At 71.7% G+C, this 25,425-nt stretch carries 25 protein-coding genes; 12 read left to right on the plus strand and 13 right to left on the minus strand.

The window, feature by feature from the left end; translation table 11 throughout:
• The first annotated feature begins 139 nt into the window (after positions 1–139).
• The 4 genes from DFJ69_RS07595 to DFJ69_RS07610 all read left to right on the plus strand — a co-directional run bounded on the left by DFJ69_RS07595 (position 140) and on the right by DFJ69_RS07610 (position 4,318).
• Positions 140–1,180, plus strand: coding sequence for an ABC transporter substrate-binding protein (locus DFJ69_RS07595; protein ID WP_116021819.1), 1,041 nt, complete (start codon positions 140–142; stop codon positions 1,178–1,180).
• Positions 1,177–1,983 carry an ABC transporter ATP-binding protein gene (locus tag DFJ69_RS07600; RefSeq protein WP_116021820.1) on the plus strand — a complete coding sequence of 269 codons (807 nt, stop codon included), beginning with the start codon at positions 1,177–1,179 and terminating at the stop codon, positions 1,981–1,983. The genes DFJ69_RS07595 and DFJ69_RS07600 overlap by 4 nt, the downstream gene beginning before the upstream one ends.
• Positions 1,973–2,842: an ABC transporter permease gene (locus tag DFJ69_RS07605; RefSeq protein WP_116021821.1), complete on the plus strand. Its 870-nt coding sequence runs from the start codon at positions 1,973–1,975 to the stop codon at positions 2,840–2,842. The genes DFJ69_RS07600 and DFJ69_RS07605 overlap by 11 nt, the downstream gene beginning before the upstream one ends.
• A gap of 198 nt (positions 2,843–3,040) precedes the next feature.
• Entirely contained in the window at positions 3,041–4,318 is a 1,278-nt protein-coding gene (locus tag DFJ69_RS07610) for a LamG-like jellyroll fold domain-containing protein (protein WP_170177566.1), read from the plus strand.
• Here the strand turns inward: DFJ69_RS07610 and DFJ69_RS07615 are convergent.
• Both DFJ69_RS07615 and DFJ69_RS07620 read right to left on the minus strand, forming a co-directional pair.
• The gene (locus DFJ69_RS07615) at positions 4,275–5,081 is read right to left on the minus strand and encodes a helical backbone metal receptor (RefSeq protein ID WP_116021823.1); all 807 of its coding nucleotides are present in this window, start codon (positions 5,079–5,081) and stop codon (positions 4,275–4,277) included. The genes DFJ69_RS07610 and DFJ69_RS07615 overlap by 44 nt on opposite strands.
• Before the next feature lie 123 nt (positions 5,082–5,204).
• Positions 5,205–6,278 carry an alkene reductase gene (locus DFJ69_RS07620; protein WP_116021824.1) on the minus strand — a complete coding sequence of 358 codons (1,074 nt, stop codon included), beginning with the start codon at positions 6,276–6,278 and terminating at the stop codon, positions 5,205–5,207.
• Positions 6,279–6,393: 115 nt separating this feature from the next.
• On the opposite strand from DFJ69_RS07620, the gene DFJ69_RS07625 reads away from it, so the two are divergent.
• Both DFJ69_RS07625 and DFJ69_RS07630 read left to right on the plus strand, forming a co-directional pair.
• A complete protein-coding gene (locus DFJ69_RS07625; protein ID WP_116021825.1) occupies positions 6,394–6,885 on the plus strand; it encodes a MarR family winged helix-turn-helix transcriptional regulator in 492 nt (163 codons plus the stop codon).
• A gap of 204 nt (positions 6,886–7,089) precedes the next feature.
• Positions 7,090–8,316 carry an alpha/beta hydrolase family protein gene (locus DFJ69_RS07630; RefSeq protein ID WP_116021826.1) on the plus strand — a complete coding sequence of 409 codons (1,227 nt, stop codon included), beginning with the start codon at positions 7,090–7,092 and terminating at the stop codon, positions 8,314–8,316.
• Positions 8,317–8,326: 10 nt separating this feature from the next.
• On the opposite strand, the gene DFJ69_RS07635 is transcribed toward DFJ69_RS07630, so the two are convergent.
• The 3 genes from DFJ69_RS07635 to DFJ69_RS07645 form a co-directional block, all read right to left on the minus strand.
• Entirely contained in the window at positions 8,327–8,770 is a 444-nt protein-coding gene (locus tag DFJ69_RS07635) for an iron chaperone (RefSeq protein WP_116021827.1), read from the minus strand.
• A 102-nt stretch (positions 8,771–8,872) separates the two neighbouring features.
• Complete coding sequence (locus DFJ69_RS07640) at positions 8,873–9,496, minus strand: VOC family protein (RefSeq protein ID WP_116021828.1); 624 nt, start codon at positions 9,494–9,496, stop codon at positions 8,873–8,875.
• 100 nt (positions 9,497–9,596) lie between these two features.
• The gene (locus tag DFJ69_RS07645; protein WP_245974131.1) at positions 9,597–10,193 is read right to left on the minus strand and encodes a TetR/AcrR family transcriptional regulator; all 597 of its coding nucleotides are present in this window, start codon (positions 10,191–10,193) and stop codon (positions 9,597–9,599) included.
• Positions 10,194–10,271: 78 nt separating this feature from the next.
• Here DFJ69_RS07645 and DFJ69_RS07650 point away from each other — a divergent pair, with 78 nt between their 5' ends.
• Positions 10,272–10,688: a VOC family protein gene (locus DFJ69_RS07650; RefSeq protein WP_116021830.1), complete on the plus strand. Its 417-nt coding sequence runs from the start codon at positions 10,272–10,274 to the stop codon at positions 10,686–10,688.
• A 97-nt stretch (positions 10,689–10,785) separates the two neighbouring features.
• On the plus strand, positions 10,786–11,646 hold the full coding sequence (locus tag DFJ69_RS07655) for an NAD(P)-dependent oxidoreductase (protein WP_116021831.1): 861 nt from the start codon (positions 10,786–10,788) through the stop codon (positions 11,644–11,646).
• A gap of 199 nt (positions 11,647–11,845) precedes the next feature.
• Here DFJ69_RS07655 and DFJ69_RS07660 read toward each other — a convergent pair whose 3' ends face one another.
• Both DFJ69_RS07660 and DFJ69_RS07665 read right to left on the minus strand, forming a co-directional pair.
• Positions 11,846–12,031 (minus strand): DUF397 domain-containing protein, encoded by a 186-nt coding sequence (locus DFJ69_RS07660; RefSeq protein WP_116026472.1) that lies wholly within the window; start codon positions 12,029–12,031, stop codon positions 11,846–11,848.
• Between the two features lie 33 nt (positions 12,032–12,064).
• On the minus strand, positions 12,065–12,919 hold the full coding sequence (locus tag DFJ69_RS07665) for a helix-turn-helix domain-containing protein (RefSeq protein WP_116021832.1): 855 nt from the start codon (positions 12,917–12,919) through the stop codon (positions 12,065–12,067).
• A gap of 143 nt (positions 12,920–13,062) precedes the next feature.
• Between DFJ69_RS07665 and DFJ69_RS07670 the strand changes: the two genes are divergently transcribed.
• Both DFJ69_RS07670 and DFJ69_RS07675 read left to right on the plus strand, forming a co-directional pair.
• On the plus strand, positions 13,063–13,386 hold the full coding sequence (locus DFJ69_RS07670) for a hypothetical protein (RefSeq protein ID WP_116021833.1): 324 nt from the start codon (positions 13,063–13,065) through the stop codon (positions 13,384–13,386).
• The gene (locus DFJ69_RS07675; protein ID WP_245974133.1) at positions 13,383–13,808 is read left to right on the plus strand and encodes an ATP-binding protein; all 426 of its coding nucleotides are present in this window, start codon (positions 13,383–13,385) and stop codon (positions 13,806–13,808) included. Before DFJ69_RS07670 ends, DFJ69_RS07675 begins: the two co-directional genes overlap by 4 nt.
• A 49-nt stretch (positions 13,809–13,857) precedes the next feature.
• Here the strand turns inward: DFJ69_RS07675 and icmF are convergent, their stop codons facing one another.
• From icmF to DFJ69_RS07690, 3 genes are all read right to left on the minus strand, one after another.
• Entirely contained in the window at positions 13,858–17,166 is a 3,309-nt protein-coding gene (gene icmF / locus DFJ69_RS07680; RefSeq protein ID WP_211328540.1) for a fused isobutyryl-CoA mutase/GTPase IcmF, read from the minus strand.
• Positions 17,167–17,225: 59 nt separating this feature from the next.
• Positions 17,226–17,762, minus strand: coding sequence for a MarR family winged helix-turn-helix transcriptional regulator (locus tag DFJ69_RS07685; RefSeq protein ID WP_116021835.1), 537 nt, complete (start codon positions 17,760–17,762; stop codon positions 17,226–17,228).
• Positions 17,763–17,840: 78 nt separating this feature from the next.
• Positions 17,841–18,050: a hypothetical protein gene (locus tag DFJ69_RS07690; RefSeq protein ID WP_116021836.1), complete on the minus strand. Its 210-nt coding sequence runs from the start codon at positions 18,048–18,050 to the stop codon at positions 17,841–17,843.
• A 134-nt stretch (positions 18,051–18,184) separates the two neighbouring features.
• On the opposite strand from DFJ69_RS07690, the gene DFJ69_RS07695 reads away from it, so the two are divergent.
• Both DFJ69_RS07695 and DFJ69_RS07700 read left to right on the plus strand, forming a co-directional pair.
• On the plus strand, positions 18,185–19,834 hold the full coding sequence (locus tag DFJ69_RS07695) for an FAD-dependent oxidoreductase (RefSeq protein ID WP_245974135.1): 1,650 nt from the start codon (positions 18,185–18,187) through the stop codon (positions 19,832–19,834).
• A 5-nt stretch (positions 19,835–19,839) separates the two neighbouring features.
• Positions 19,840–21,249 (plus strand): ATP-binding protein, encoded by a 1,410-nt coding sequence (locus DFJ69_RS07700; protein WP_116021838.1) that lies wholly within the window; start codon positions 19,840–19,842, stop codon positions 21,247–21,249.
• A 1-nt stretch (position 21,250) separates the two neighbouring features.
• Here the strand turns inward: DFJ69_RS07700 and DFJ69_RS07705 are convergent, their stop codons facing one another.
• The 3 genes from DFJ69_RS07705 to DFJ69_RS07715 form a co-directional block, all read right to left on the minus strand.
• Positions 21,251–23,608, minus strand: coding sequence for a penicillin-binding protein (locus DFJ69_RS07705; RefSeq protein ID WP_211328541.1), 2,358 nt, complete (start codon positions 23,606–23,608; stop codon positions 21,251–21,253).
• Positions 23,609–23,694: 86 nt separating this feature from the next.
• Positions 23,695–24,672, minus strand: a complete 978-nt coding sequence (locus DFJ69_RS07710; RefSeq protein ID WP_116021839.1) for a nucleoside triphosphate pyrophosphohydrolase — start codon at positions 24,670–24,672, stop codon at positions 23,695–23,697.
• Positions 24,673–24,738: 66 nt separating this feature from the next.
• Positions 24,739–25,425, minus strand: a complete 687-nt coding sequence (locus tag DFJ69_RS07715) for a SurA N-terminal domain-containing protein (protein ID WP_147312232.1) — start codon at positions 25,423–25,425, stop codon at positions 24,739–24,741.

Genomic DNA, 25,425 nt, shown 5'->3' on the forward strand with positions numbered 1-25,425 from the left:
ATGCCGCTGCGGAGGATTCGGGACGAAGACGATCAAATCACTGTGACCGATCCGTGCTGCGCAAGCGACTTGACCAAATCCCTACCTGTATTGTCTACTACTACTCGCAAACCGACATGATTAGTAGGGAAAATAGCCAATGCTACGCACGCTGAAGCGGCGCCACGCCGCCGCGGTTCTGGTCCTCTTCGCCGGCACCGGGGCCCTCACGGCCTGTGGTGGCGACGACGGCTCCGGCGGGGGCGGCGCCCTGAAGCTCGGCTTCTTCCCGAACATCACGCACGCCACCGCCCTGGTCGGCGTCAAGAACGGCATCTACGCCAAGCACCTGGGCGTCAAGCCCGAGGTGAAGACCTTCAACGCCGGCCCGGCCGCCGTGGAGAGCCTCTTCGCCAAGGGCGTCGACGCGACCTACGTCGGCCCGAACCCCGCGATCAACGCCTGGGCCAAGTCCAAGGGCAAGGCCATCAAGATCATCGCGGGCGCGGCCTCGGGCGGCGTCGCCCTGGTCGTCCGGCCGGGCATCGACTCCCTCGACGACCTCAAGGGCAAGAAGATCGCCACCCCGCAGAAGGGCAACACCCAGGACGTGGCGCTGCGCCACCACCTCAAGAGCAAGGGCCTCACGACCGACCTGTCCGGCGGCGGCGACGTCAAGATCATCCCGCAGGAGAACTCCGTCACCCTGCAGACCTTCGCCAGCGGCCAGATCGACGGCGCGTGGGTGCCCGAGCCCTTCGTCAGCCGCCTCGTGCTGGAGAGCAAGGGCAAGGTCCTGCTGGACGAGAAGACCCTGTGGCCGAACGGACAGTTCGTCATCACCCACCTCGTCGTCCGCAAGGACTTCGCCGACGAGAACCCCGACGTCGTCCGCAAGCTGCTCACGGCCCACGTCGAGGCCACCGAGTACATCAACGCCAACAAGACGGCCGCCGCTCAGGCCGCCAACGAGCAGCTCGGCGAGCTGACCGGCAAGAAGCTCAAGCCGAACGTGCTGGACGCCACGTTCAAGAACGTCACCTTCACCAACGACCCCATCTCCTCAAGCCTTCTGGAGGGCGCCAAGCACGCCCAGGACGTCGGCCTGCTGGAGCCGGTCGACCTCACCGGGATCTACGACCTCACCACCCTCAACCAGCTCCTCTCCTCACAAGGAAAGGCACAGGTCAAGGCGTCATGACTCAGGCCACCACCCAGGCCGCCCAGAGCCGGACCGCCGCGGCGGTCCGGCTCGACGGGGTCTCCAAGGCGTTCGGCTCCGGGGCGGGCGCGCTGCTCGCCCTGGACAAGGTCTCCCTCGACGTCGCACCGGGCGAGTTCGTGTGCCTGCTCGGCGCGTCCGGCTGCGGCAAGAGCACCCTGCTCAACCTCGTCTCCGCATTGGACCGTCCCAGCGCCGGGACCATCGACACGGGGGACGCCCGGGTCGCGCTGATGTTCCAGGAACCCGCCCTGTTCCCCTGGCAGACCGTCACGGGCAACATCGAACTCGCCCTGAAGATGCGCGGCGTGCCCCGGTCCGAGCGCCGGTCCCGCGCCGCCGAGCTGCTCGGCCTGGTGCACCTGGAGGGCTTCGCCAAGAAGCGCCCCCACCAGTTGTCCGGCGGCATGCGCCAGCGGGTCGCGCTGGCCCGCGCCCTGGCCCTCACCGTGGACGAGACCGACTCGGGCCGCGGCACCCTGCTGCTGATGGACGAGCCGTTCGGCGCCCTCGACGCCATGACCCGGGACCTGCTGCACGACGAGATCGAGCGGATCTGGCGGGAGCGCGGCCTGACCGTGCTGTTCGTCACCCACAACGTGCGCGAGGCGGTGCGGCTGGGTGACCGGGTGGTGCTGCTGAGCAGCCGTCCCGGCCGGGTCGTCGAGGAGTTCGAGGTCCCGATGCCGCGCCCTCGGCGCATCGACTCCACCGAGGTCAGCACGCTGGCGGCGACCATCACCGACCGGCTCCGCGCGGAGGTGAGCCGCCATGGCTCCTGACGTCGCCAAGGCCCGTCCCGACCTGGACCGGCAGCTCGCCGGGCTGGACGCGCTGGAACTGGCCGGCAACACCCGGCGCGACCGGAGGACCCGCGTCTGGTCCTCCACCTGGCCCAAGCTCGGCGCCCTGGCGCTGGCCCTGGGGATCTGGCAGGCGCTGGTCTGGGCGGAGTGGAAGCCCGAGTACGTCTTCCCCGGCCCCGGCGAGGTCTTCCCCAAGCTGTGGGACCGCGTCCAGGACGGCAGCATGGCGGAGACCTTCGCCACGACCATGCAGCGGGCCCTGATCGGGTTCGCGATCTCGGTGGTCGTCGGCGGGCTCATCGGTGCCGCCGTCGCCCAGTTCCGGGTGCTGCGGGCGGCCATCGGCTCCCTGATCACGGGCCTGCAGACGCTGCCGTCCATCGTCTGGCTGCCGTTCGCGGTCCTGCTGTACGGGACCACCGAGCAGGCCATCATGTTCGTCGTGGTGCTGGGGGCGGCGCCGTCGATCGCCAACGGCCTGATCTCGGGGGTCGACTACACGCCGCCGATCCTGCTGCGGGCCGGCAAGGTCATGGGCCTGCGCGGGGTGAACTACTACCGGCACCTGCTGCTGCCGGCCACGCTGCCGGCCTTCGTCACCGGGCTCAAGCAGGGCTGGGCGTTCGCCTGGCGCAGCCTGATGGCCGGTGAGCTGATCGTGAACTTCGGGCGGGCCTCGCTGGGCGCCCAGCTCGGCAGCGACCGGGACGTCAACGACGCGCCGGGGCTGATCGCCACGATGATCGTCATCCTGTGCATCGGCGTGCTGGTCGACCTGGCCTTCGGGGCCGCCGACCGCGCCCTGCGCAACCGCTGGGGCCTCAACACCGACTGAGGTCCGCGTCACGCGCCCGCCCCGGTGACGGCACTCCCGTTCGAGCCGTCACCGGGGCAGGGCGGATCGACGCGAGACCCGGAAGTGGAGGGGAGTACCTCCGTATCGATCGCGCCTGCCCACATGTTGGTGGGAACCTGGATCCCCGCATAAGTCAAAATGCTGTTCGGGACAGTCCAGTACAAGGCAGGGAATGGCGTGACCGAGACCTCCTCCCCGCCCCAGCCGCAGGTGGCGACCACCGCGGCCGAGTACGTCGGCCGGCTCCGGGCGCTGCGCGCCTGGGCGGGTCTGACCTACCGGCAGGTGGAGCGGCGCGCCGAGTCCGCGGGGCACTCCCTGCCGCACAGCACCCTCGCCAGTGCGCTCGGGCGCGACAAGCTGCCCCGCGAGGACCTCGTCGTCGCGTTCGTCCGGGCCTGCGGGTGCGACGAGGAGCAGACCGCCGCCTGGGTGGAGACCCGCCGCCGGCTGGCCGCCTCCGCCGAGACCGTGCCCGAGCAGGGCCCGCAGCCCGACCCCGAGCCCGAGCCCGTCGTCGTCGACCCCGAGGTCACGGACACCGGCCCCGCGGGCGAGACGGCCCACCCCGTTCCGCGATCCGAGACGCCCCGGGAGACCACGGTCGGCGCCCCCGTGATCGCCGTTCCGGCGGAGCCGCGGCCCGTCCGGTCCCCGTGGCGTCGGCCGCCGTCGATCCGGGGCCTGACCGCCCTGGTCCTGGTGTTCTCGCTGGGCGTGGCGACCGGCTGGTGGCTGAAGGACCCCGCGAGCGGGCCCGGCGGGAACGGCTCCGGGCCCGTGGCGGTCACCTCCCCTCCGGAACGGATCGTCGCCTCCCCCGAGAAGCCGGCCGCGTGGTGGCGCTTCGACGACCGGGACCCGTCCTCGGAACGCCCCGAGGCCGGCACGTCCGCGCTGCGGCTCGACGACGGCGTACGCCGGGAGAGCCGCTCCGGCGTCGACGCCATCGTGCTCGACGGGGTGGGGCGCGTGCTGACCGCCGAGCCCGTCGTGAACACGGCCGAGAGCTTCTCGCTGACCGTCTGGGCCCGGCTGGACCGGGTCAGCGACTGGTCCATCGTCGCCAGCCAGCACGACGGTCCCTTCGACGTGTTCCTGCTGGGCCACAACCGCGAGGTGGACCGGTGGGGGTTCATGACCCCCAGCGAGGAGGACGGCTGGCTCTCGGGCCAGGCGCTGTCGGCCTCCGCGCCCGAGCGCGGCGTGTGGACGCACCTGGCCGGCGTGTACGACGCGGGCACCCGGCGGCTCCGGCTGTACGTGAACGGCCAACTGGTGGGCACCTCCCGGACCCATGCCCTGCGGCGGGCCAAGGGCGGCCTCGAGCTCGGCGGGGCGATGCAGCACGGCAGGCCCGTCGACGCCTGGCACGGCGCGGTCGACGACGTCCGCGTGTACCGAGGGGTGCTCAGCGCGACGGCCGTGACCCAGGTGATGAAGGCCCGCGCCTAGGGGCCTCCTCGGCGAGCTGCCTGCGGAGGACCTCGGGCGCGGTGACGAGCGACGGGCCGTACCAGGTCAAGTGGCGTCCGCACACCAGGGCGCACGGGATGCCGGGGAAGCTCTCGGGGCCGTCGTCGGCGGTGAAGCGGTAGGGCTCGTCCGGCAGGACGACCAGATCGGGGGCGGCCCCGACCAACTCGTCCAGCGGGGCCTTCGGATAGCGGTCGGCGTGACCGGCGTACAGGTTGACGACGCCGAGACGCGCCAGGACGTCGCCCGCGAAGGTGTCGCCGCCCACCACCATCCACGGCCGCCGCCAGATCGGGACGACGGCGTTCCGGGTCCGTTCCGGCGGGGGCGCGGACGCCCAGGCGTCGGCGGCGTCGACCAGCCAGCCGGGCACGGGCAGTCCGCACGCCTCGGTGAGCAGGCGGCGCAGCGACGACAGCGCCCGGTCGACGGTGCGGATGTCGGTCACCCAGACCGGCACCCCCGCCTCGCGCAGCGCGTCCAGGTCGCAGGCGCGGTTCTCCTCCGCGTTGGCGAGGACGAGGTCGGGCCGGAGGTCGCGGACCAGGTCCACGTCGGGGTTCTTGGTGCCGCGCACGCGGACGACGTCCAGCCCCTCGGGATGGCTGCACCAGTCGGTCGCGCCCACGAGCAGGCCGGGCTCGGTGGCGGCGACGGTCTCGGTCAACGACGGCACCAGCGAGACCACCCGCCGCACCCGGTGGGGCACGGCCACCCGTGCCCCGGTGTCGTCCTCGTGCATGCGGTCTCTCTCTCGCCGATCGCCGAGGTCCCAGACTCGCACGCCCCGGTCGTCGCTCCCGGAACGGCCCGTGAACGGCGCACCCGATCTCCCCGAGGAACCGGTCACGGGCCGTCGCCCACGTCAGTCCAGGGTCGGGTAGTCGGTGTAGCCGCGCTCGTCACCGCCGAAGAAGGTGGCGGGATCGGGGGTGTTGTAGGGGCCGCCCCGCCGGAGGCGGCGCGGGAGGTCGGGGTTGGCGAGGAACAGCGCGCCGAACGCGATCAGGTCGGCGGCGCCGTCCTCGATGAGGCGCAGGCTCTCCGGTCCGGTGGGGGCGGGGTGCGTGTACGGGTTGAGGACGAACGCCGACGTCCACAGCTTGCGCAGCCGTGGGGTCAGGTCGTGGAGGGGCCCCTCGCCGACGTGCAGGTACGCCAGGGACAACGGGTTGAGCCGCTCCAGCAGCGCCTCGTACACCTCGGCGGGCCGCACTTCGGTGATGTCGTTGTAGGGGTTCCCGGGCGAGATGCGGAACCCGACGCGGTGGCCGCCGATGGCGTCCGCGACGGCGGCGGCCACCTCGACGCCCAGGCGGACGCGGTTCTCGGGCGAGCCGCCCCAGCGGTCGGTCCGCAGGTTGGCGTTGTCGGACAGGAACTGGTGGATGAGGTAGCCGTTCGCGCCGTGGATCTCCACGCCGTCGAAGCCGGCCGCGACGGCGTTGCGGGCCGCGTTCGCGAAGTCGGCGACCGTTCGTCCGATCTCCTCGTCGGTCAGCTCGTGGGGCGTGACGTACTCCTGCGGTCCGTCGTGGGTGAACGGCGTTCCGCTGGTCGGTCGGACGGGCGAGGGTCCGACCGGGATCAGCCCGTCGGGCAGGAGGGAGGGGTGGCCGATCCGGCCGGAGTGCATGAGCTGCGCGAAGATCACGCCGCCCTCGGCGTGGACGGCGTCGGTGACCCGCCGCCAGGCCCGTACCTGGGTGTCGGTGTGCAGGCCGGGGGTGTCGGGGTAGCCCTGGCCGACCACGCTGGGCTGGGTGCCCTCGGTGACGATGAGCCCGGCGGAGGCGCGCTGGGCGTAGTAGGCGGCGGTCAGGGCGGTCGGTGACGCGTCCGGGCCGTAGGCGCGGCTGCGGGTCATGGGCGACATCACGATGCGGTTGGCGAGCTCGATCCCGCCGAGAACGAAGCGGTCGGTGGCGCTGGGGGTCATCCGGTCTCTCCTCCGGGTCGTCCGGGGCGCCGCTCTGGGCACGCCCGGATTTCATGTGGCTAGCCACATTAACTATGTGGCCAGCCACATGATTCCCGGTTGTACGATTTTTTCGATGACACCCGCACCGCGACCCGCGCAGGCCCGGCCCGAGCCCTTCTCCGCCGGTGGGCCGCTGAGCTACGCGATCTTCACTCTCGCCCGCGCCCACCGGGCCTACGCCGCCCGCCTGCTGCGCGAGCTGGGGCTGCACCTCGGGCAGGAGATCCTGCTCATGCACCTGTACCGGCGCGACGGCCAGACCCAGTCCGAGCTGCTGGACGCGGTGGGCCTCGACCACTCGACGGTCTCCAAGTCCCTCAAGCGCATGCAGGAGGCGGGCCTGCTCGTCCGGGAGCCGACCGAACGGGACCGCCGCGTCCTGCGCGTCTCGCTCACCGACAAGGGGTGGGCGATGCGCGAACGCATCGAGGAGATGTGGTCCGAGCTGGAGGGCATCTCCGCCATCGGGCTGGAGCCCGAGGCCGTCGAGCGCTTCGTGCGGACCGCCGAGGCGATCGAACGCAACATCGTGGAGCACCTGGGCGAGGCTCCGCCCGCCTGCTAGGGACCCGCCCAGCGCCTCCCCGTCGTGCGAGACGCCCGCTCGAACCCCGAGGGGATCGCACCTGAGAGCGACACCATGAACGTCCTGACCTCAGGGATGTCCCCCATCGGACCCTGAGATCGCGTTCGCGCCCTGGTCCGATCGCTCCCGCGGCGTCAGCATTCGGTGAGTCGTCCCTGATCACCGACCCCGATGAGGAATCACATGAGCGCACCGGCATCCGGCCTCACCCGCCGATCGGTCCTGACCGCGGCGGGAACGGCGGGCCTGCTGCTCGCCACCGCCCCGACGGCTCCGGCGGCCTCGGCGGACCGTCGGGCCGGGCATCGCGCGGGCCGCGTTCGACTGAGGCTGCCGAGACCGACCGGCACGCACCGCATCGGAACGACGTCGCTGCACCTCATCGACCGTTCCCGCCGGGATCCGTGGACATCACCGGCCGCGCCCCGCGAGCTGATGATCAGCCTGTGGTACCCGGCCCGGAACGCCCCCGACGCCCGGCGCGCCCCCTGGCTCCCCCCGGCGGCGACGGAGCTGTACCGGCGGGACGCCGCCGCGAGTCTGCGGACGTCGCTGGACGACGTCGACTTCCCGGTGACCCACGCCCGGCGGAACGCACCCGTGGAGGCGCGCCGCCGAGCGCATCCCGTGGTGCTCTTCTCCCCGGGGTACGGCTCGTTCCGCGCGCTCGGCACCGCGCTCGTCGAGGACCTGGCGAGCCGAGGGTACGTGGTGGTCACCATCGACCACACGCACGAGGCCGAGTTCGTGGAGTTCCCCGGCGGGCGCATCGTAGCGAGCCGGCAGCCGGCCGAGCCGACCGACGAGGACCACGCGCTGGCCCTGCGGGTCCGCTGCGAGGACACCCGGTTCGTGCTGGACACGCTCACCGCGCTGAACGCCGGAGACCACCGCCGGCCTTTCCGGGGGGCCCTCGATCTGTCGAGGGTCGGCATGTTCGGGCACTCGTTCGGCGGCGCCACGGCCGCCGAGACGATGGCGCGGGACCGTCGGATCCACGCCGGCGTCGACCTGGACGGCAGCATCTTCGGGGAGGTCGCCCGGACCGGCCTCGACCGTCCGTTCCTGCTGATGGCGAGCGAGGGCCACGGACGCGACAACGACGAGAGCTGGGCGGAGTTCTGGTCGCACCTGCGCGGCTGGCGTCGGCACCTGTCCCTGCGCGACTCCGGGCACATGGCCTACACCGACCTGTCCCCGCTGGGCCGGCAGTTGATCAGGGCGCTGCCGATCCCGGCCCCGGTGGTCGCCGCTCTGACCAACGACATCGGCACGATCGACCCGGCCCGTTCCGTCTCGGCCCAGCGGGCCTACCTGGCCGCCTTCTTCGACCTGCACCTGCGCCGCCGCGACAGCCCCTTGTGGTCCGGGCCGTCGCCACGCCACCCGGAGATCGAGTTCGTGCCCTGAGCGGCCGGAGTCAGCTCGCCGCCTTCTTGATGAGGTCGCCGATGCGCGCCTCGTCGGCGGCGGTCGGTGTCGTCAGGGCGTAGGCGGTCGGCCACATGGTGCCCTCGTCGAGGTTGGCGGGGTCGTTGAAGCCGAGCGTGGCGTACCTCGACTTGAACTTGTGCGCGCTCTGGAAGAAGCAGACGACCTTGCCGTTCTTGGCGTACGCGGGCATCCCGTACCAGAGCCTCGGCGTGAGGTCGGGCGCGTCGGCCTTGACGATGGCGTGGATCCGCTCGGCGAGGACGCGGTCCGCCTCCGGCATCTCGGCGATCTTCGCGAGCACCTCGCCCTCCGCGTCGGCCTTGGTCGCGCGCGGGCCGCGGCGCTTGGCCGTCTTCAGCTCCTTGGCGCGCTCCTTCATCGCGTCGCGTTCCTCGTCGGTGAATCCGTCGTACTTCTCGGCGGCCGTCATGGCTCTTCCTCTCGTGCGCGTGGGTGGAGAAGGGGTATGTCCGCAACGGCTTCGGCGACCGCTTCGGGAGGCCAAAGACTCGGGAAATTCCGCGGGGCCGGCTCAGGACGTGAGGGCCGGCGACGCGGCCTCCCAGGCGAACCCGTCCGGGTCGGTGAACGGGCCGGTGCCGCCGAGGACGAGTCGGTGGGATCCGGTGCCGTCGATGGGGACGCCGACGTCCTTGGCGAGGGCGCGTCGCCCGTACAGGGCCAGCTTGACGGGGCTGTCGGGCCCGGACGCGAACTCGACGTACTTGCGGCCGAAGCTCTTGGCCACGGTCAGGCCCTGCTCGACGTAGAACCTCTTACTGGCGGCGACGTCGGAGGTTCCGAGGAGGAGGACCATCTCGTCGATCCGTCGGGTGTCCGGGCCGGTGTCCCTCTTGTGCGAGGTGGCGACCTTCCAGATCGTGCCGTCGGGGGCCTGCACGACGCCGCCGTAGCCCCAGAACGACTTGGCGGCGGGCTTGAGCGTCGTGGCGCCGGCGTTCAGGGCGGCGTCGATGAAGCCGTTGACGGTCGCGGGCCCGGGGACCGTGAGCGCCATCACGAACCCGCGGAACCCGGAGGTGGGCGCCTCGGAGGCCCGCAGGCGTACCCGAGAGCCCAGTCCGAAGGCGGTGTAGAAGTCGGTGGCGGCCGTGACGTCGGCGGCCTCGAGGGTGACCGATGCGATGAAGTTCATGGGGAAGACGCTAGTTGCGGCCCGGTGACCTGCGCTTCTCGATTCCTGACCGATCTGGCGGCGCGCCGGTGCCCGACGCGGCGCGGCCTCGCGCGTCCGTTCAAGCGCCGCCGCGGAACGCCTCGAGCATCTGTGAGAGCGCGGCCCAGGTGTCGTCCAGGGCGCGGGGGTCGGTCGATCGCGCCAGCCACAGGGCCGCCTCGTTCATCGCGCCGGACAGCAGGTGGGTGAGCGGCTCGACCGGCCGAGGGGTGACGATCCCCGCCTCCATGAGGTCGGTGAGGGCCTCGGCCAGGTGGCGCGCCGACGCGTCCTCGTCCATCGCGCGCCACTCGCTCCAGCCGAGCACGGCGGGGCCGTCGATGAGCATGATCCGCTGAACGTCCGGGTCGGTGCTCGCGGTGAGGAAGGCCCGGCAGCCGGCCGTGAGCCGGTCCCAGGGGTCGTCCCGGGCCTCGGCGGTCGCGGCGACCTGCCGGGCCACCTCCTGCTGCACCTGTTCGAGGACCGCGCGGAACAGGGCGGCCTTGCCGTCGAAGTGGTGGTACAGCGCGCCCTTGGTGACGGCGGCGGCCTGCACGATCTCCGCCAGCCCGACGGCGCCGTAGCCGCGCTCGGCGAACAGTCGCCGGCTCTCGGCCAGCAGGGTGCCCCGGGTCTGCTCGCGCCGGCGGGCCCTGGCCCCGTGCGTCGTCACGAACCCTCCCTTTGACATACCGATGGTACGCAACGTAGCGTACCGCCACATACCATCGGTACGCGAACGGAGAACCTCATGATGTTGACCAGCTTCTATCCGGTCCTCGGCGTCGAGCGGCTGGCCGAGTCGCACGACTTCTACCGGCGACTGTTCGGGTTCGAGACGACCTTCGAGTCGGACTGGTACGTGAGCCTGCGGCGACCGGGGACGCGCCCGTACGAGCTCGCGCTGCTCGACCACACCCACCCGACGGTGCCCGAGGCCCATCGCGCGCCGGTGCGGGGACTGCTGCTCAACTTCGAGGTGGAGGACGTGGACGCCGAGTGGGAACGGCTCGTCGTCGGCGAGGGGCTGCGACCGGAACTCGAACTGCGCAGCGAGGACTTCGGGCAACGGCACTTCATCGTGGCCGACCCCAATGGCGTCCTGATCGACGTCATCACGCCCATCGCGCCGTCCGGCGCGTACGCGGACCAGTACCTCGCCGAGTAGGCGCCCAGGGCCACCGGGGCTCGGTTTGACCTCAAGCGCGGTCGAGTTTCTACGGTTGGAGACCGATTCCGGACGACCGCAATGCAGGAGGCATCCGATGAACGTGACCGTGATCGGGTTGGGTGAGATGGGCTCGGCGCTGGCGAGCGCGTTCCTCAAGGGCGGCCACCCGACGACGGTGTGGAACCGCACCCCGGGGAGGGCCGAAGCGCTCGTCGCCGCAGGGGCCGAGGAGGCGGCGTCCGTGCGGGAGGCCGTCGCCGCCGGTGAGCTGGTGGTCGTGAACGTGAAGGGCAACACGGTCGCCCGCGAGCTGTTGGCGTCGGCGGGCGACGCGCTCGCCGGTCGTTCCGTGGTGAACCTGACCGATGGGACGTCGGCCGAGGTCCAGGCGGTGGCCGAGTGGGTCGCCGGGCGGGGGGCGGAGTACCTGCACGGGCAGATCATGACGATCGCCCCGGGCATCGGGCACCCGGACGCGGTGGTGTTCTACGGCGGCGCGAGCGCGGTGTACGAGCGGTTCGACGCGGTGTTGGGGCTGCTGAGCGGGCACAAGCGCCTGGTGGCGGACGACCCCGGGGTGCCGGTGCTCTACGGGATGGCCGTCCACGACACCATGTGGGGCACGCTGAACGGGTTCCTGCACGCCGCCGCGCTGCTGTCGAGCGAGGGTGTCGAGGTGGGCCGATTCTTGGACGACGCCGGTGCCTCGATGAAGGCGCTGATCTCGTTCCTGCCCTCGATCGCCGAGGCCGTCGACAGCGGTGAGCACGCGGTGGAGTACGGAGCGCTCAAGCATCACCTGCCGTCGGTCGAGGACCTCGTCCGGGAGAGCCGGGAGCGGGGTGTCGACGACGCGTTCCCCGGCTTCACCCGCGACCTCGTGGCCGAGGCCGTCGACCGGGGTCACGCCGACGACAACTACTCACGGCTGATCGAGCACTTCGCCCGGCGGTGACCTCGGGAACGGGAAGCGGCGGGTGATACCGGTGGGCGGGCCGGCGACTCGGGCCCGCCCTCGCGGACGTCGTCGTCTGGGAGGCGTTCACGGCGGCGTTCCGGAGGCGGGAGCGGTACCGGCGGCAGACCCGCATGTACCGGGCGTCCGCCGGGGGGAACGCCCGTTGACCGAGTGGCCCGAGGCTCCGGAGAGCGGGCTAGCGGAGCGGGTCCTCCGCGAGCCGGCGGGCGAACGCCCGCCAGGCCGAGGAGGAGAAGGCGAGCGCCGCAGACTCGGGGTTCTTGCTGTCGCGGACGGCCACCATGCCCGTCAGCGCCGCGACTTCAACGCACGACCCATCCTGGTAGCTGCGGCTGCTCTTGCGCCACACTGCACGGGACATGTCCGAAGTCGCCACCCTGCGCCCCCTAGTTCGTCATTTGTACTCATTTAGGGCTGCAATCAGCATAGCCCGCGTATCCTCCGGGCTGACTGCGACGGCACGGAGATGATCGAAGGCCGTCGCGAACCGTTCGACCTCCTCAGCCCTGTCGATCCAGAGGTTTCCGTTGACGATCTCCACGTAGGCGGCGTCGGCGTCGGAGCTCTCCGGGAAACTGAGGAGGCTGAAGTTGCCGGTTGCTCCGGGATGGGCTCCCACGCTGTAAGGGACGAGCTGGAGCGTCGTACGGCCCCTGGCCACAGCGAGCAGGTGCTCAAGCTGGCCCCTCATCACCGCAGGACCACCCACAGCTCGGTGGATGGCCGCCTCGTCGAGGATCACCCATAGCTGGGGGCGATCGGGTCCGCGCAGGATGTGCTGCCGAGTCATTCGAACCTCGACTCGGCGCCGAATCTCATCCTCGTCGAGCTCCAGCGGCCCACCCCGGATGAAGGCGGTCGCGTACCCCTCGGTCTGCAACAGACCAGGTATCGCAGCAACGTGAAACTCGCGGATGGACGTCGCCTCTGCCTCCATGCCGATGTAGGACTCGTACTTGCTGGGCAGGACGTCGCGGTACGAGTACCACCAGCCGCGCTTGCGGGCGTCCTTGGCGAGCTGGATGAGGGCGTCGCGTTCGGCCTTGTCGGTCACGCCGTAGACGTCGAGCATGGCGCGCACGTCGTTCGGGTGCGGGCCGGTGCGGCCGGTCTCGATCCTGAAGATCTTCGTGTGGTGCCAGTCGAGCTGCTCGGCCGCCCGTTCCTGGGTGAGGCCGGCGCTCTCGCGGAGGCGCTTGAGGGCGTTCATCAACTGGCGGCGTCGGATGGTCGGGCTGTCGGCGGCCATGTTCACCTTTCCTTGTGGTGACACTCCATCACCATTTTGCAGCTCTGCATCGTACAGCTCTGCACATCGGTGTTATGTATGACGCATCGGCAGAAGGATGCCGGCGCCACGATGCGGGTGCAGGCGAATGCGGGAGGTCACCGATGGATGTCGCCGGAACGGAACCGCGCGGGGCCGAGGTGGACGTGACGCGGGTGCGGATGCGGTTGCTCGGGGAGCTCGCGGTGGCGTTGTCGGAGTTGGGGCGGGACTCCTCGCTCCTGATGCGGGGTGGGGGTGAGCCCGTGTTGGCGGTGTGGCCGAGCCGGCATGGGGCAAGCGACAAGCGCGAGGTGGTGGCCGTTCAGGACGGGGGCGGCTGGTCGTTCTTGTGGGGTGGGGGTGCTCGGTGCCGGGTGACGGACGAGGGGTCTCCGAGGGTCGCGGCGTTCATGGTGGCGCAGGGGCCGAAGGCGGGGCGGGAGTGAAGGCGCAGGGGCTCCGGCCGGTGCGCGCGATGTCGTTCCCCGGGGAGGGCGACGGCGCGCTGGTGGACGTGCGGCAGGTGCGGCGGTTCCTGCGGGAGCGACTGGACGGCGTGGGGGTGGACCTCACGGACCTGGAGCTGGTGGTGTGCGAGATCGTCACCAACGCGGTACGGCACTCGATGTCGGGGGAGCCCGGCGGGCGGCTGCGGGTGGCGGTGCTCATGGCCGACGATCGCGTACGCCTGGAGTTCACCGACGACGGCGGGACGGCGGCGCTCCCGGAGATCCCCACGGGCGTGGACGAGAGCGGGCGGGGACTGGTGATCGTCGCCGGGCTGACCGACGCGTGGGGCTGGGACGTCGGCGACGACGGCCGGACCACGGTGTGGGCCGAGATGCCCCGCAAGACCGCTGACCATTGACGACTCATCGCCTTCGGCGAGGATGTTCCGCTGAGGCACGACCTCGGGGTCAGACGTTGCGGCGATACTGGCCGCCGGCCTCGAACAGGGTGTCGGTGATCTGGCCCAGGGAGCACACGCGGGCGGTGTCCATCAGGGCGGCGAAGGCGTTCTCCCCGGACATCGCCGCCTCCCGCAGGCGGCGGAGGGCGGCCGGGGCCTCCTCGCGGTGCGCCTCCTGGAAGGCGGCCAGGCGGCGCAGTTGGCCCTGCTTCTCGTCCTCGGTGCCCCGGGCCAGCTCCACCGGCCCCTTGGTGGACGCCGAGTCGGGCGTGGTGAACGTGTTGACGCCGATGATGGGCAGCGAGCCGTCGTGCTTGCGGGTCTCGTACAGCATCGACTCGTCCTGGATGCGGCCCCGCTGGTAGCCGGTCTCCATCGCGCCGAGGACGCCGCCGCGTTCGCTGATGCGCTCGAACTCCGTCAGCACCGCCTCCTCCACGAGGTCGGTGAGCTGCTCGATGACGTACGCGCCCTGGTTGGGGTTCTCGTTCTTGGCCAGGCCCCATTCGCGGTTGATGATGAGCTGGATGGCCAGGGCGCGGCGCACCGATTCGTCCGTGGGGGTGGTGACGGCCTCGTCGTAGGCGTTGGTGTGCAGGCTGTTGCAGTTGTCGTAGACCGCTATCAACGCCTGCAGCGTGGTGCGGATGTCGTTGAAGTCCATCTCCTGGGCGTGCAGGGAACGCCCGGAGGTCTGCACGTGGTACTTGAGCTTCTGGCCTCGTTCGGAGGCTCCGTACCGTTCGCGGAGGGCCACCGCCCAGATGCGGCGGGCCACCCGGCCCAGCACGCTGTATTCGGGGTCCATGCCGTTGGAGAAAAAGAACGACAGGTTGTGGGCGAAGTCGTCGATGTCCATGCCCCGCGCCAGGTACGCCTCCACGTAGGTGAAGCCGTTGGCGAGGGTGAACGCGAGCTGACTGATGGGGTTCGCGCCCGCTTCGGCGATGTGGTAGCCGGAGATGGACACCGAGTAGAAGTTGCGGACCCCGTGGGCGACGAACCACTCCTGGATGTCGGCCATCATCCGCAGCGAGAACTCCGTGGAGAAGATGCAGGTGTTCTGGCCCTGGTCCTCCTTGAGGATGTCGGCCTGCACCGTGCCCCGCACCGTTCTCAACACGGCGGCGCGCAGGTCGGCGGCCTCCTCCTCGGAGGGCGGACGCCCGTTCTCGGAGGCGAAGCGGTCGAGGGCCTGGTCGATGGCCGTGTTGAGGAAGAACGCCAGGATCGTGGGGGCGGGCCCGTTGATGGTCATCGACACCGACGTGGTGGGGGACGACAGGTCGAACCCGTCGTACAGCACCTTCATGTCGTCGAGCGTGGCGATCGACACCCCTGAGGTGCCGACCTTGCCGTAGATGTCGGGCCGCTGCGCCGGGTCGTTCCCATAGAGGGTCACCGAGTCGAACGCGGTGGACAGCCGCGTGGCGGGCTGCCCCTCCGACAGCCGCTTGAAGCGACGGTTGGTGCGGAACGCGTCGCCCTCCCCCGCGAACATGCGGGTCGGGTCCTCGTCGGCCCGCTTGAACGGGAACACCCCGGCCGTGTACGGGAACGAGCCCGGCAGATTCTCTCGGCGGAGGAACCTCAGCAGGTCACCGTGATCGGAGAGGTTCGGCAGCGCCACCCGGGGGACGCGTGTGCCCGACAGGGTCTCCCGCCACAGCGGAGTGTGGATCTCCCTATCGCGGACCCGGACGACGAGCTCGTCCCTGGAGTAGGCGTCCACGATGCCCGGCCACCGCTCCAACAGGGAGCGGGCCTCGTCACCGACCTCGGTATCGTCGAGCAGCCGATCCAACGTCGCGGTGTCTCCCCCGGCCTCGGCGACCATGTCCCGGGCGGCGGCCAGCCGTTGACGGCGGCGGACCACCTCCGCCTGTCGATCGGTCTCGGCGTGGTAGCCCCGCACGGTACGGGCGATGTCGGCGAGGTAGGTGGAGCGGTCGGGCGGGATGACGGCCTCGATCTTGGACAAGACCCGGCCGTCCACGCGGGCGAGCGCGCCGGGGGCCTCGGGCAGCCCGTGCTCGGCGAGGCGCGAACGCAGCTCCTGGTAGAGGGCGGTGACGCCGTCGTCGTTGAAGCGGGCGGCGATGGTGCCGAAGACCGGCATGTCCTCCGGCCGCGCCCCGAACGCCTCCCGGTTGCGGACGAGCTGGCGGCGGACGTCGCGGAGCGCGTCCTCGGCCCCGCGTCGTTCGAACTTGTTGATGGCGACCGCGTCGGCGAAGTCGAGCATGTCGATCTTCTCGAGCTGGGAGGCCGCGCCGAACTCGGGTGTCATCACGTACAGGCTCACGTCGGCGAACGGCACGATCGCGGCGTCGCCCTGCCCGATGCCTGGGGTCTCCACGATGACCAGGTCATGGCTCGCCCGGCACGCGGCGATCACGTCGCCCAGGTGGGCGGGCAGCTCGTGCGCGCCCCGAGTGGCCACGGATCGGAAGAACACCGGGCCGCCGTCGATGGAGTTCATCCGGATCCGGTCGCCCAGCAGCGCTCCCCCGCTGCGGCGTCGGGTGGGGTCGACGGCGATGACGGCGATCCGCACCTTGTCCTCGGTGTCGAGCCGGAACCGGCGGACCAGCTCGTCGGTCAGGGAGGACTTCCCCGACCCGCCGGTGCCGGTGATGCCCAACACGGGCACCGTCCGTCCCTGCGCGGCCCGCCGGACGACCCGCAGGTCCTCCTCCCCGAGCCGCCCGGCCTCGATCACGGTGATCGCCCGCGCCAGCGCCCGCACGTCCCCCGCCAGGACGCCCTCGATGGACGGCCGCTCCGAGCCCGCACCGGCCTCGGCGGTCTCCGACGTGCCGGGCGAAAGTGTCTCCGTGCCCGCGTCCGCTCCGCCGACCGGGGGCGTCCACCGGGTGGCGAGGTCGACGTCGCACGCGGCGACCATGGTGTTGATCATGCCGGGGAGGCCGAGCCGTTGGCCGTCCTCCGGGGAGAAGATGCGGGCGACGCCGTGGGTGTGCAGGGCCTCGATCTCCTCGGGGACGATGACGCCGCCGCCACCGCCGTAGACCTTGACGTGCCCCGCGCCGCGTTCGGCCAGGAGATCCACCAGGTAGCGGAAGTACTCGACGTGGCCGCCCTGGTAGGAGCTGATGGCCACGCCCTGGACGTCCTCCTGGATCGCCGCCTCGACGATCTCGGCCACCGAGCGGTTGTGGCCCAGATGGATCACCTCGGCGCCCTGGGACTGCAGGATCCGCCGCATGATGTTGATCGCCGCGTCGTGGCCGTCGAACAGCGCCGCGGCCGTGACGAACCGGACGGGATGCTCGGGCCGGTGCAAAGGGGCCATGATGAAATACTAGGACGTCCAACTATCTGGCGTCCACACACCGTGGTCTCGGCGGTGGCTCAGCGGGTGTTGGTGGCCCACGGGTCGGGCACCTCGGACCCGAAGTCGCCGGCCGCCCGCCGCACCTGCCGCAGCAGCGCGCTCAGCGTCACGGCGTCGCGCTCCGACAGCGAGCCCAGCCCGAACTCGATGCCGTGGACGACCTCGGTCGCCGCCAGCGCGACCTCGTGGCCGTGTTCGCTGATCTCCGCCAGCACCCGCCGCCGGTCGGCCGGGTCGGGCACCCGCCGCACCAGCCCGGCCGCCTGCAGCCGGTCGATGGTGTTGGTGATGCTCGTCGGATGCACCATGAGCCGCCGGCCCATCTTCCCCAGCGGGAGCCGGCCCGTACGGCTGAAGTGCAGCAGCACCAGCGCCTCGTAGCTGGCGAAGGTCAGTCCGAACGGCTTGAGCGCGCGTTCCATCTCCGCCAGCAGGAGCTGCTGCACCCGCATCACCGACGTGATGGCCGACATGCGCTCGGCGTGCTCGGGCCAGCGGCGCAGCCACTGGCGGCGGGCCTCGGCGATCGGATCGAGGGGGGCACTGGACGTCATCACGGGAAACGGTATCGCGCCCGAAGCGACGGGCCCTGCCGTGGTCGCGCCCACCCGGCGCCGGACCACCGGGGCCGGTCAGGACTCGCTCAGCTCGGTGAGCAGCCGGTCGCGCTCGCCCCGCAGACTCTCCAGCAGGGCGGCGCGCTCCTGGCGCTCCTGGAGGTCCTCGGCCGCGTCGCCGAAGTCGCGGGGCTCACCGGTCGGCGGGCCCAGCTCCCCCTCCAGCCCGGCGAGGGTGCTCTCCAGGTCCCGCAGGCGCGCCCGCTTCTCGTCGTCGGTGCTCATCACTCTCCCCACGTCGACGAACAGGTCCAGGGGATCTTCCCGCCGAGACGGACCCCAATCGCGGCGGGGCCGGACATGCCGGGCCCGGCGGGCACCGCCTACGCTGCTCGCAGAGGGGTTGGAGGGGGTTGAGCGTGTCGAAGCCTGTGATCTTGACGGTGGACGACGATCCGGGGGTGTCCCGGGCCGTCGCGCGTGATCTGCGCCGCCGGTACGCGGGGTCGTACCGGGTGATGCGGGCCGACTCCGGCCCGCAGGCGCTGGAGACGCTCAAGGAGATCCGGTTGCGCGGCGACGACACGGCGCTGCTGGTCGCCGACCATCGGATGCCGGAGATGACCGGGGTGGAGTTCCTGGAGCAGGCGATGGACCTGTATCCGTTCGCCCGCCGGGTGCTGTTGACCGCCTACGCCGACACGGACGCGGCGATCCGGGCCATCAACGTGGTCGACCTCGACCACTACCTGATGAAGCCGTGGAATCCGCCCGACGAGAAGTTCTACCCGGTGATCGACGCCCAGCTCGACGCCTGGTCCCGGCAGGACCGGCGGCTGCCCGGCGAGCTGCGGGTGATCGGGCACCGCTGGTCGGCCCGCTCCTACGAGGTCCGCGACTTCCTGGCCCGCAACCAGGTGCCCTATAGCTGGACGCTCGACGACGACCCCGAGGCCGCCGAGCTGATCACGGCGGCCGGGGGCGCCTGCGAACTGCCGCTGGTCGTCACCGCCGACGGCACCGTCCTGCAGTCCCCCACCGACGCGGAGCTGGCCGACGCGGTCGGCATGGCGACCGCGCCCGGGGCCGACTTCTACGACCTGGTCGTGGTCGGCGGCGGGCCCGGCGGGCTGGGCGCGGCCGTGTACGGGGCGTCCGAGGGCCTGCGGACCGTGCTGCTCGAACGGCACGCCACCGGAGGGCAGGCCGGGCAGAGCTCCCGCATCGAGAACTACCTCGGCTTCCCCGACGGCCTGTCGGGCTCCCAGCTCGCCGAACGGGCCCGGCGGCAGGCCGTCCGGCTGGGCGCCGAGCTGCTCACCGCCTGCCAGATCACCGGGCTTGAGCAGCGCGGGCGGACCCGTGTCGTCCAACTGGCCGACGGTCGCGAGATCGCCTCGCACGCGGTGATCCTGGCCATGGGCGTCAACTATCGGCGGCTCGACGCGCCCGGCCTCGACGACCTGGTGGGCCGGGGCGTCTTCTACGGGGCGGCGCTGACCGAGTCCCCCCAGTGCGCCGACCAGGAGGTGTACGTGGTCGGCGGGGCCAACTCCGCCGGGCAGGCCGCCGTCCACCTGGCCAAGGTCGCCAAGAAGGTGCACCTCGTGGTCCGGGCGGACGGGCTGGAGAAGTCCATGTCCCACTACCTGATCGAGCAGATCGCCGGGATCGACGTCATCGAGGTCCACACCCGCACCGAGGTCGTCGCGGGCGAGGGCACCGCGCATCTGGAGCGACTCGTCCTGCGGGGCCCCGACGGGGAGCGGACGGTGGACACCCAGTACGTGTTCGTCTTCATCGGGGCCCAGCCGCACACCGACTGGCTGGAGGGCGTGGTCGAACGCGACGAGCGGGGCTTCCTGCTCACCGGCCCCGACCTGGTGTCCGGCGGGCGCAGGCCCGCGGGCTGGCCGCTGCAGCGCCAGCCGTACCACCTGGAGACCAGCGTCCCCGGCGTGTTCGCGGCCGGGGACGTGCGCGCCGAGTCGATGAAGCGGGTCGCCTCGGCCGTCGGCGACGGCGCCATGGCCGTCGCGCTGGTCCACCGTTACCTGGAGAAGGCCTGATCCCGATGCAGAAGATCACCGTCGACGAGCTGCGTCCGCTGTTCCTGTTCGAGAAGCTGTCGGACGAGCAGTTGGCCGTCCTCGCCGAGTACGGCCACGTCGAGGAGTACGACGCCGGGGTCGAGGTCTGCCGGCAGGGCGACCCGGCCGAGGTCTTCTACGTGCTGCTGGACGGCGAGATCGCGCTCACCAAGAACATCCAGGGCCACGAGGTCGAGCTGACCCGCAGCTCCACGCCCAGCGTCTACGGCGGCGCCACCCAGGCGTACATGGGCGACCGCATCGAGCAGCGGTACGGGGGCGCCCTGCGCACGACCCGGCCCAGCCGGCTGTTCGCGCTGCCGGCCCGCAAGTTCTCCCACATCGTCCACGAGTGGTTCCCGATGGCCATCCACCTGTTGGAGGGCCTGTTCTTCGGCATGAGCAACATCAAGGCGCTCGTCGACCAGCGGGAGCGGCTCACCGCGCTCGGCACCATCACCGCCGGGCTCACCCACGAGCTGAACAACCCGGCCGCCGCCGCCTCGCGCGCCAACGCCGAGCTGGGCGAGCGGCTGATCGCCGCGCAGAAGCGGCTGGCCGAGCTGGCCGCGCACGGCGTCGACTGCGACCGGCTCGGGGAGCTGGTCCTCACCCAGGAACGGCTCGCCAAGCGCACCGCCCAGACCGCCGCGCGCAGCCCGCTGGAGGTCAGCGACGCCGAGGACGGGCTGGGCGACGTGCTGGGCGACCTCGGTGTCGAGGAAGCCTGGGAGCTGGCCCCCGCCCTGGTCGCGGCCGGTTTCGAGGCCGAGGACGTCGAGGAGGTCGCCGAGCTGGTCGGCCCCGGGCACCTGCCGCTGGCGATGCGATGGCTGGCCGGGGTGCTGGAGATCTCCCAGCTCCAGCACGAGATCGGCGACGCGATGACCCGGATCACCGCCCTGCTCGGCTCGGCCCGCCAGTACTCCCAGCTCGACCGCGCCCCCGGCCAGACCGCCGACCTGCGGGAACTGCTGGACAGCACCCTCACCATGCTCAAGCGCAAGATCGGCGACGGGGTGCGGGTGGACACCGACTACGCCCCCGACCTGCCGCGCATCCCCGTCTACGCCGCCGAGCTCAACCAGGTGTGGACCAACCTCATCGACAACGCCCTGTACGCGATGGGCGGCTCGGGCACCTTGACCGTCCGCACCGGGCGCGAGGGCGACCGGCTGCTGGTGGAGATCGGCGACACCGGCCCCGGCATCCCCGAGGAGCACCTGGAGCGGATCTTCACCCCGTTCTTCACCACCAAGCCGGTCGGCGAGGGCACGGGCCTCGGCCTGGACATCTCCTGGCGGATCGTGGTGGGCCGCCACGACGGCGACATCCGGGTGCTGTCGCAGCCCGGCGACACGCGGTTCCAGGTGCTGCTGCCCGTCACGCCCTAGGTCAGTCGTGCGGTGCCGCCGGGTCGGAGGGCTCCGGCGACGGCGGGTCCGGCTCGGGCTCCTCCGGCTCCGGCTCACCGCTGCTGGGCCGCAGCGTGACGTAGGTGCCCGGCTCCAGACGCGCCCCGGGGCCGGGCGACATCTCCGCGACGGTGCCCTTCGGGTACTCCTTCGACTCGACCTCGCCGCCCACGCCCACCTGGAACCCGGCGGCCCGCAGCCGCGCGACCGCCGCCGACAGCTTCAGGCCGCGCACGTCCGGCAGCCCGACCAGGTCCTCGCCGGAGCCCTTGCTGAAGTAGAACGTCGGCGGCCGGTGGAACCGGTGCGCCTCCCGGCCCGACAGCGCCCCGATCATGCTGTCCTGCCAGATCGGCCCGGGGATCGTCGCCCCGAAGACCGAGCCGTAGCAGCGGCCGTCCATGCACAGGTTCGTCATCGGGTAGCGGTAGCCGCCGCGCGGGTCCCCCACCCACACCGCCGCCGCGAGGTCGGGGGTGTAGCCGGCGAACCAGGCGGCGGAGAAGTTGTCGACCGTGCCGGTCTTGCCCGCCGCGTGCCGACCGATGCTCAGACCCCGGCCGGTGCCGCTGGACAGCACGCTGCGCATCACGTGGTTGACGGCGTCGGCGGTGCCCTTGCGCATCACCTGCTCACAGTCGGCCCCGGGGACCGGCAACCTCCGACCGCTGGTGTGCGTGATCGAGGTGATCGCGATGGGCTTGCAGTACTCGCCGCGCGCCGCGAACGCCGCGTACGCCGCCGCCAGCCGCAGCGGCGACACGGTGTTGAAGCCCAGCGTGAACGACGGGTACTGCTCCAGCGCCTTGCCGCTCGCCTGCCGCATGCCGAGCTTCTCGGCCATCCGCACCGTCTCGCACAGCCCGACCTCGCGCTGCAGCGCGAGGAAGTACGTGTTCACCGAGTGGGCGGTGCCGGTGACGAGGCTGAACGTCCGGCCGCCCTCGCCGTCGGCGGAGTTGCGCAGCGGGGTGGTGGCGTTGACGGGGTCGCCGTCGCAGTTGCTGTAACCGGTGGGGATGAAGCGGGACGGCGCGAGCAGCCGCGAGCCGAACGGCGTGCCGTCCTCCAGCGCCGCCGCCAGCGTGAACGCCTTGAACGTGGAGCCGGCCTGCATGCCGATGCTGGAGCCGTGGCTGGCGTCGGCGGCGAAGTTGATCCAGGTCTTGCCGCGTTCGGAGTCGGGGCCCAGCCTGCGGTCGACGACCATGCCCCGGATCCGGCCGGTGCCGGGCTGGATCAGCACCTCGGCGGCGGCCTTGCCGGCGGAGTTCTTCGGCGGGACGTGCCGGTCGACGGCGCGCTGGGCGGCCTTCTGCGTCTTGGGGTCCAGGGTCGTGCGGATGGTCAGCCCGCCCTGCTTGAGCAGCCGCTCGCGCTCCTTGGCCGTCTTGCCGAACACCGGGCTGTTGAGGATCTCGCGCTGGACGTAGTCGCAGAAGAACGGGGCCTTGCTGCTGGTGCAGCCGTTCGGGGTCTCGGTGACGTCCAGTCGGACGGGCTCGTTCTTGGCCTCGGCGATCTCCGCCGCCGCGGCCCAGCCCAGCTCGCCCATCCGGTCGAGGACGACGTCGCGGCGGTCGCGGGCGGCGCCCGGGTGCAGCCGGGGGTTGTAGCCCTCGGGGTTGCGGGTGATGCCGGCGAGCGTGGCGGCCTCGGCGAGGGTGAGCCTGGCGGCGCTCGTGGAGAAGTAGCGGCGGGCGGCGGCCTCGATGCCGTACGCGCCGTCGCCGAAGTAGGCGATGTTGAGGTAGCGGCGGAGGATCTCGTCCTTGGGGAACCGCTTCTCGATCGCGACCGCGTACCGCAGCTCCTGGATCTTGCGGGCCGGGGTGAGCGCCAGCGCCTCCTGCCGCTCCCGCTTGGTGTCGGCCTGCTCCAGCCGCAGGTTCTTGACGTACTGCTGGGTGATGCCGGAGCCGCCCTGGGTGACCTCGCCGGAGTTGAGGTTGCTGACCAGCGCCCGCAGCGTGCCCTGGGAGTCCAGCGCCCCGTGCTGGTAGAAGCGGGCGTCCTCGATCGCCAGCACCGCCCGCCGGGCGACCGGCGCGATCTGGTCGAGCCGCACCTCGACGCGGTTCTGGTAGTAGAACGTCGCCAGCGTGGAGCCGTCGGCGGCCAGGATCTTGGAGCGCTGCGGGGACGCCAGCAGGCTGAGGTCCTCCGGCTCCTGCTGCATCCACTGGGCGCTGTCGCGGGCGCCGATCCCGACGGTGCACGCGACGGGGAGCAGGATCAGCGCGACCAGGCCGCCGGCGAGCGCGCCCATGCCGAGCAGCCCACGGACGGCGCCGGCGGCGCCCTGGCGCGGCATGCGTTCGAACGAACCGGTCGGCACGTCCCTAATGTAGACCGCGCGAACCCGTCATCCCTAGCGACGGCACCAATTTGTGATCTTGTCCCGACAGAGCGCAGCGATCGGGGTCAATCGCCCTTACCGGACTCCCACGACCGGACCCGGTCGGCGAAGGCCCGGGCCACCGAACGCAGTGCGGCCTCGGGGTCCTCGCCCGCCTCCTGCGCCCGCCGGACGACCTCGAACAGCTCCGCGCCGAGCCCCTCGCCGAGGTCGTCCTGGAGCCCCTCGGGGGCCCCGGCGCGCACCGCCCGGCGATACAACTGTGCCGCCAGCGAGAGCGCCGGCTGACCCGACGCGACACCGTCGAGCACGGACGGCGTCGAACCCTTGGCGGCCCGCTCGGCGGCCTTGATCTGCTCCCAGTTGGCGTTGACCTCGTCGGCGTCCGCCACCGTCACGTCGCCGAAGACGTGCGGATGCCGGCGCACCAGCTTGTCGACGATGCCGCCGGCCACGTCGTCGATGGTGAACCGGGTCTCGTCGGTGCGCTCCTCGGCCACCCGGGCGTGGAACGCCACCTGCATCAGGACGTCGCCGAGCTCCTCCCGCAGCGCCTCAAGGTCGCCGTCCGCAACGGTGTCCGCGAGCTCGTACGCCTCCTCCAGCAGGTACGGGACGAGCGTGGCGTGCGTCTGCTTGCGGTCCCACGGGCACTCGCGGCGCAGCGTGTCCATCACCGACACCAGGTCCAGCAGCCGCGCGCCCGGCAGGTCGTACGAGCCGTGCAGCACCTCGACGACGACCGGGTCGGGCGAGGCGACCACCAGCTCGCCCACGCGGCGCAGCAGCTCCTCGTCCCCGCCGGGGTCGGCCACCCACACCACCGTCGCGGCGGCGGCCGCCGACACCAGCACCGGGGCCAGCAGCGCTGGTGTCTCCGGATCGGCCGCCTCGACGACGACCCCCGCCTCCCGCAGGTAGGGGAGCTGCGGATGCCCGTGCCGGGCCAGCACCCGGTCGGCCGACCGCAGCGCATCCCAGGCCCGCCAGGTGAGCAGCCCGTCCGCGACCCGATGCGTGGTCGCGAGCATCACCAGACTCATGCCGGTCTCCGCTCTCCGGTCGCTTCGTGCCGCGCGCCCTCGACCCGCGCCTCCGGCTCGCTCATGTCAGCCGCCGACGTTGCCCGGGGGGCGACCGGTGCCGGTCTCGCCCCGCGACAGGCGGTACTCGGCCGGGCCCACCATGAGCTGGCGGGCGTCGAAGCTGCCGTACCGGGGGTTGATCTTGACGCTGAGGCGGCGGGCCGCGTCGGTGTAGACGGCGACGGCGCGCAGTTGGGCCTGGTTGGCCGCCGGGCTGCCGGGGACGCCGTCGTGGCCGTGCCGGCGCAGCAGCGTCTGCTGGATCAGCAGGTCGCGGTAGACGTCACGGGTGTAGCGGGTCGGCAGGCCCAACGCCAACGTGGTGGACTCGGCCTCCCGGGGACCGCCGAGGCCGGCGATCAACTGGTCGATCTGGCTCGGCACGACGTTGATCTTCTCTTCGCGGGCGACCTGATCGGACACCCGGATGCGCACGATGCGGGTGAGCGCGTCGCGCATCTCCGAGTCGCTCACCGCGTCCATCGGCAGCCGCTGCTGCTGCGGGGCGTTGGAGCCGGTGCGCTTCATGTTGGCCTCGGGACTGGCGCGGAACTGCTCGCTCCAGTCGCGCACGTCCCGGTCGAGGGACGCGGTGGTGATGCGCTCGTCACCGATGATGACCGCCGCGCCCATCTTCATCGGCTGGCAGGCGGTCAGCGCCAGGGCGGCCGCCCCGGCCGCCAGCGCCGTCTTCACAGCGGTCCGGAACAC

It is taken from the genome of Thermomonospora umbrina, from assembly GCF_003386555.1.
In the GTDB taxonomy this organism is placed as follows: domain Bacteria; phylum Actinomycetota; class Actinomycetes; order Streptosporangiales; family Streptosporangiaceae; genus Thermomonospora; species Thermomonospora umbrina.

Coding starts and splice junctions, on each gene's coding strand:
- DFJ69_RS07700 (WP_116021838.1), top strand. CDS start 19,840: ATGCAGAAGATCACCGTCGACGAGCTGCGTCCGCTGTTCCTGTTCGAG.
- DFJ69_RS07640 (WP_116021828.1), bottom strand. CDS start 9,496: ATGAACTTCATCGCATCGGTCACCCTCGAGGCCGCCGACGTCACGGCC.
- DFJ69_RS07615 (WP_116021823.1), bottom strand. CDS start 5,081: ATGCACGAGGACGACACCGGGGCACGGGTGGCCGTGCCCCACCGGGTG.
- DFJ69_RS07635 (WP_116021827.1), bottom strand. CDS start 8,770: ATGACGGCCGCCGAGAAGTACGACGGATTCACCGACGAGGAACGCGAC.
- DFJ69_RS07630 (WP_116021826.1), top strand. CDS start 7,090: ATGAGCGCACCGGCATCCGGCCTCACCCGCCGATCGGTCCTGACCGCG.
- DFJ69_RS07685 (WP_116021835.1), bottom strand. CDS start 17,762: ATGACGTCCAGTGCCCCCCTCGATCCGATCGCCGAGGCCCGCCGCCAG.
- DFJ69_RS07670 (WP_116021833.1), top strand. CDS start 13,063: ATGGATGTCGCCGGAACGGAACCGCGCGGGGCCGAGGTGGACGTGACG.
- DFJ69_RS07605 (WP_116021821.1), top strand. CDS start 1,973: ATGGCTCCTGACGTCGCCAAGGCCCGTCCCGACCTGGACCGGCAGCTC.
- DFJ69_RS07650 (WP_116021830.1), top strand. CDS start 10,272: ATGATGTTGACCAGCTTCTATCCGGTCCTCGGCGTCGAGCGGCTGGCC.
- DFJ69_RS07655 (WP_116021831.1), top strand. CDS start 10,786: ATGAACGTGACCGTGATCGGGTTGGGTGAGATGGGCTCGGCGCTGGCG.
- DFJ69_RS07710 (WP_116021839.1), bottom strand. CDS start 24,672: ATGAGTCTGGTGATGCTCGCGACCACGCATCGGGTCGCGGACGGGCTG.
- DFJ69_RS07625 (WP_116021825.1), top strand. CDS start 6,394: ATGACACCCGCACCGCGACCCGCGCAGGCCCGGCCCGAGCCCTTCTCC.
- DFJ69_RS07660 (WP_116026472.1), bottom strand. CDS start 12,031: ATGTCCCGTGCAGTGTGGCGCAAGAGCAGCCGCAGCTACCAGGATGGG.
- icmF (WP_211328540.1), bottom strand. CDS start 17,166: ATGGCCCCTTTGCACCGGCCCGAGCATCCCGTCCGGTTCGTCACGGCC.
- DFJ69_RS07665 (WP_116021832.1), bottom strand. CDS start 12,919: ATGGCCGCCGACAGCCCGACCATCCGACGCCGCCAGTTGATGAACGCC.
- DFJ69_RS07690 (WP_116021836.1), bottom strand. CDS start 18,050: ATGAGCACCGACGACGAGAAGCGGGCGCGCCTGCGGGACCTGGAGAGC.
- DFJ69_RS07600 (WP_116021820.1), top strand. CDS start 1,177: ATGACTCAGGCCACCACCCAGGCCGCCCAGAGCCGGACCGCCGCGGCG.
- DFJ69_RS07595 (WP_116021819.1), top strand. CDS start 140: ATGCTACGCACGCTGAAGCGGCGCCACGCCGCCGCGGTTCTGGTCCTC.
- DFJ69_RS07620 (WP_116021824.1), bottom strand. CDS start 6,278: ATGACCCCCAGCGCCACCGACCGCTTCGTTCTCGGCGGGATCGAGCTC.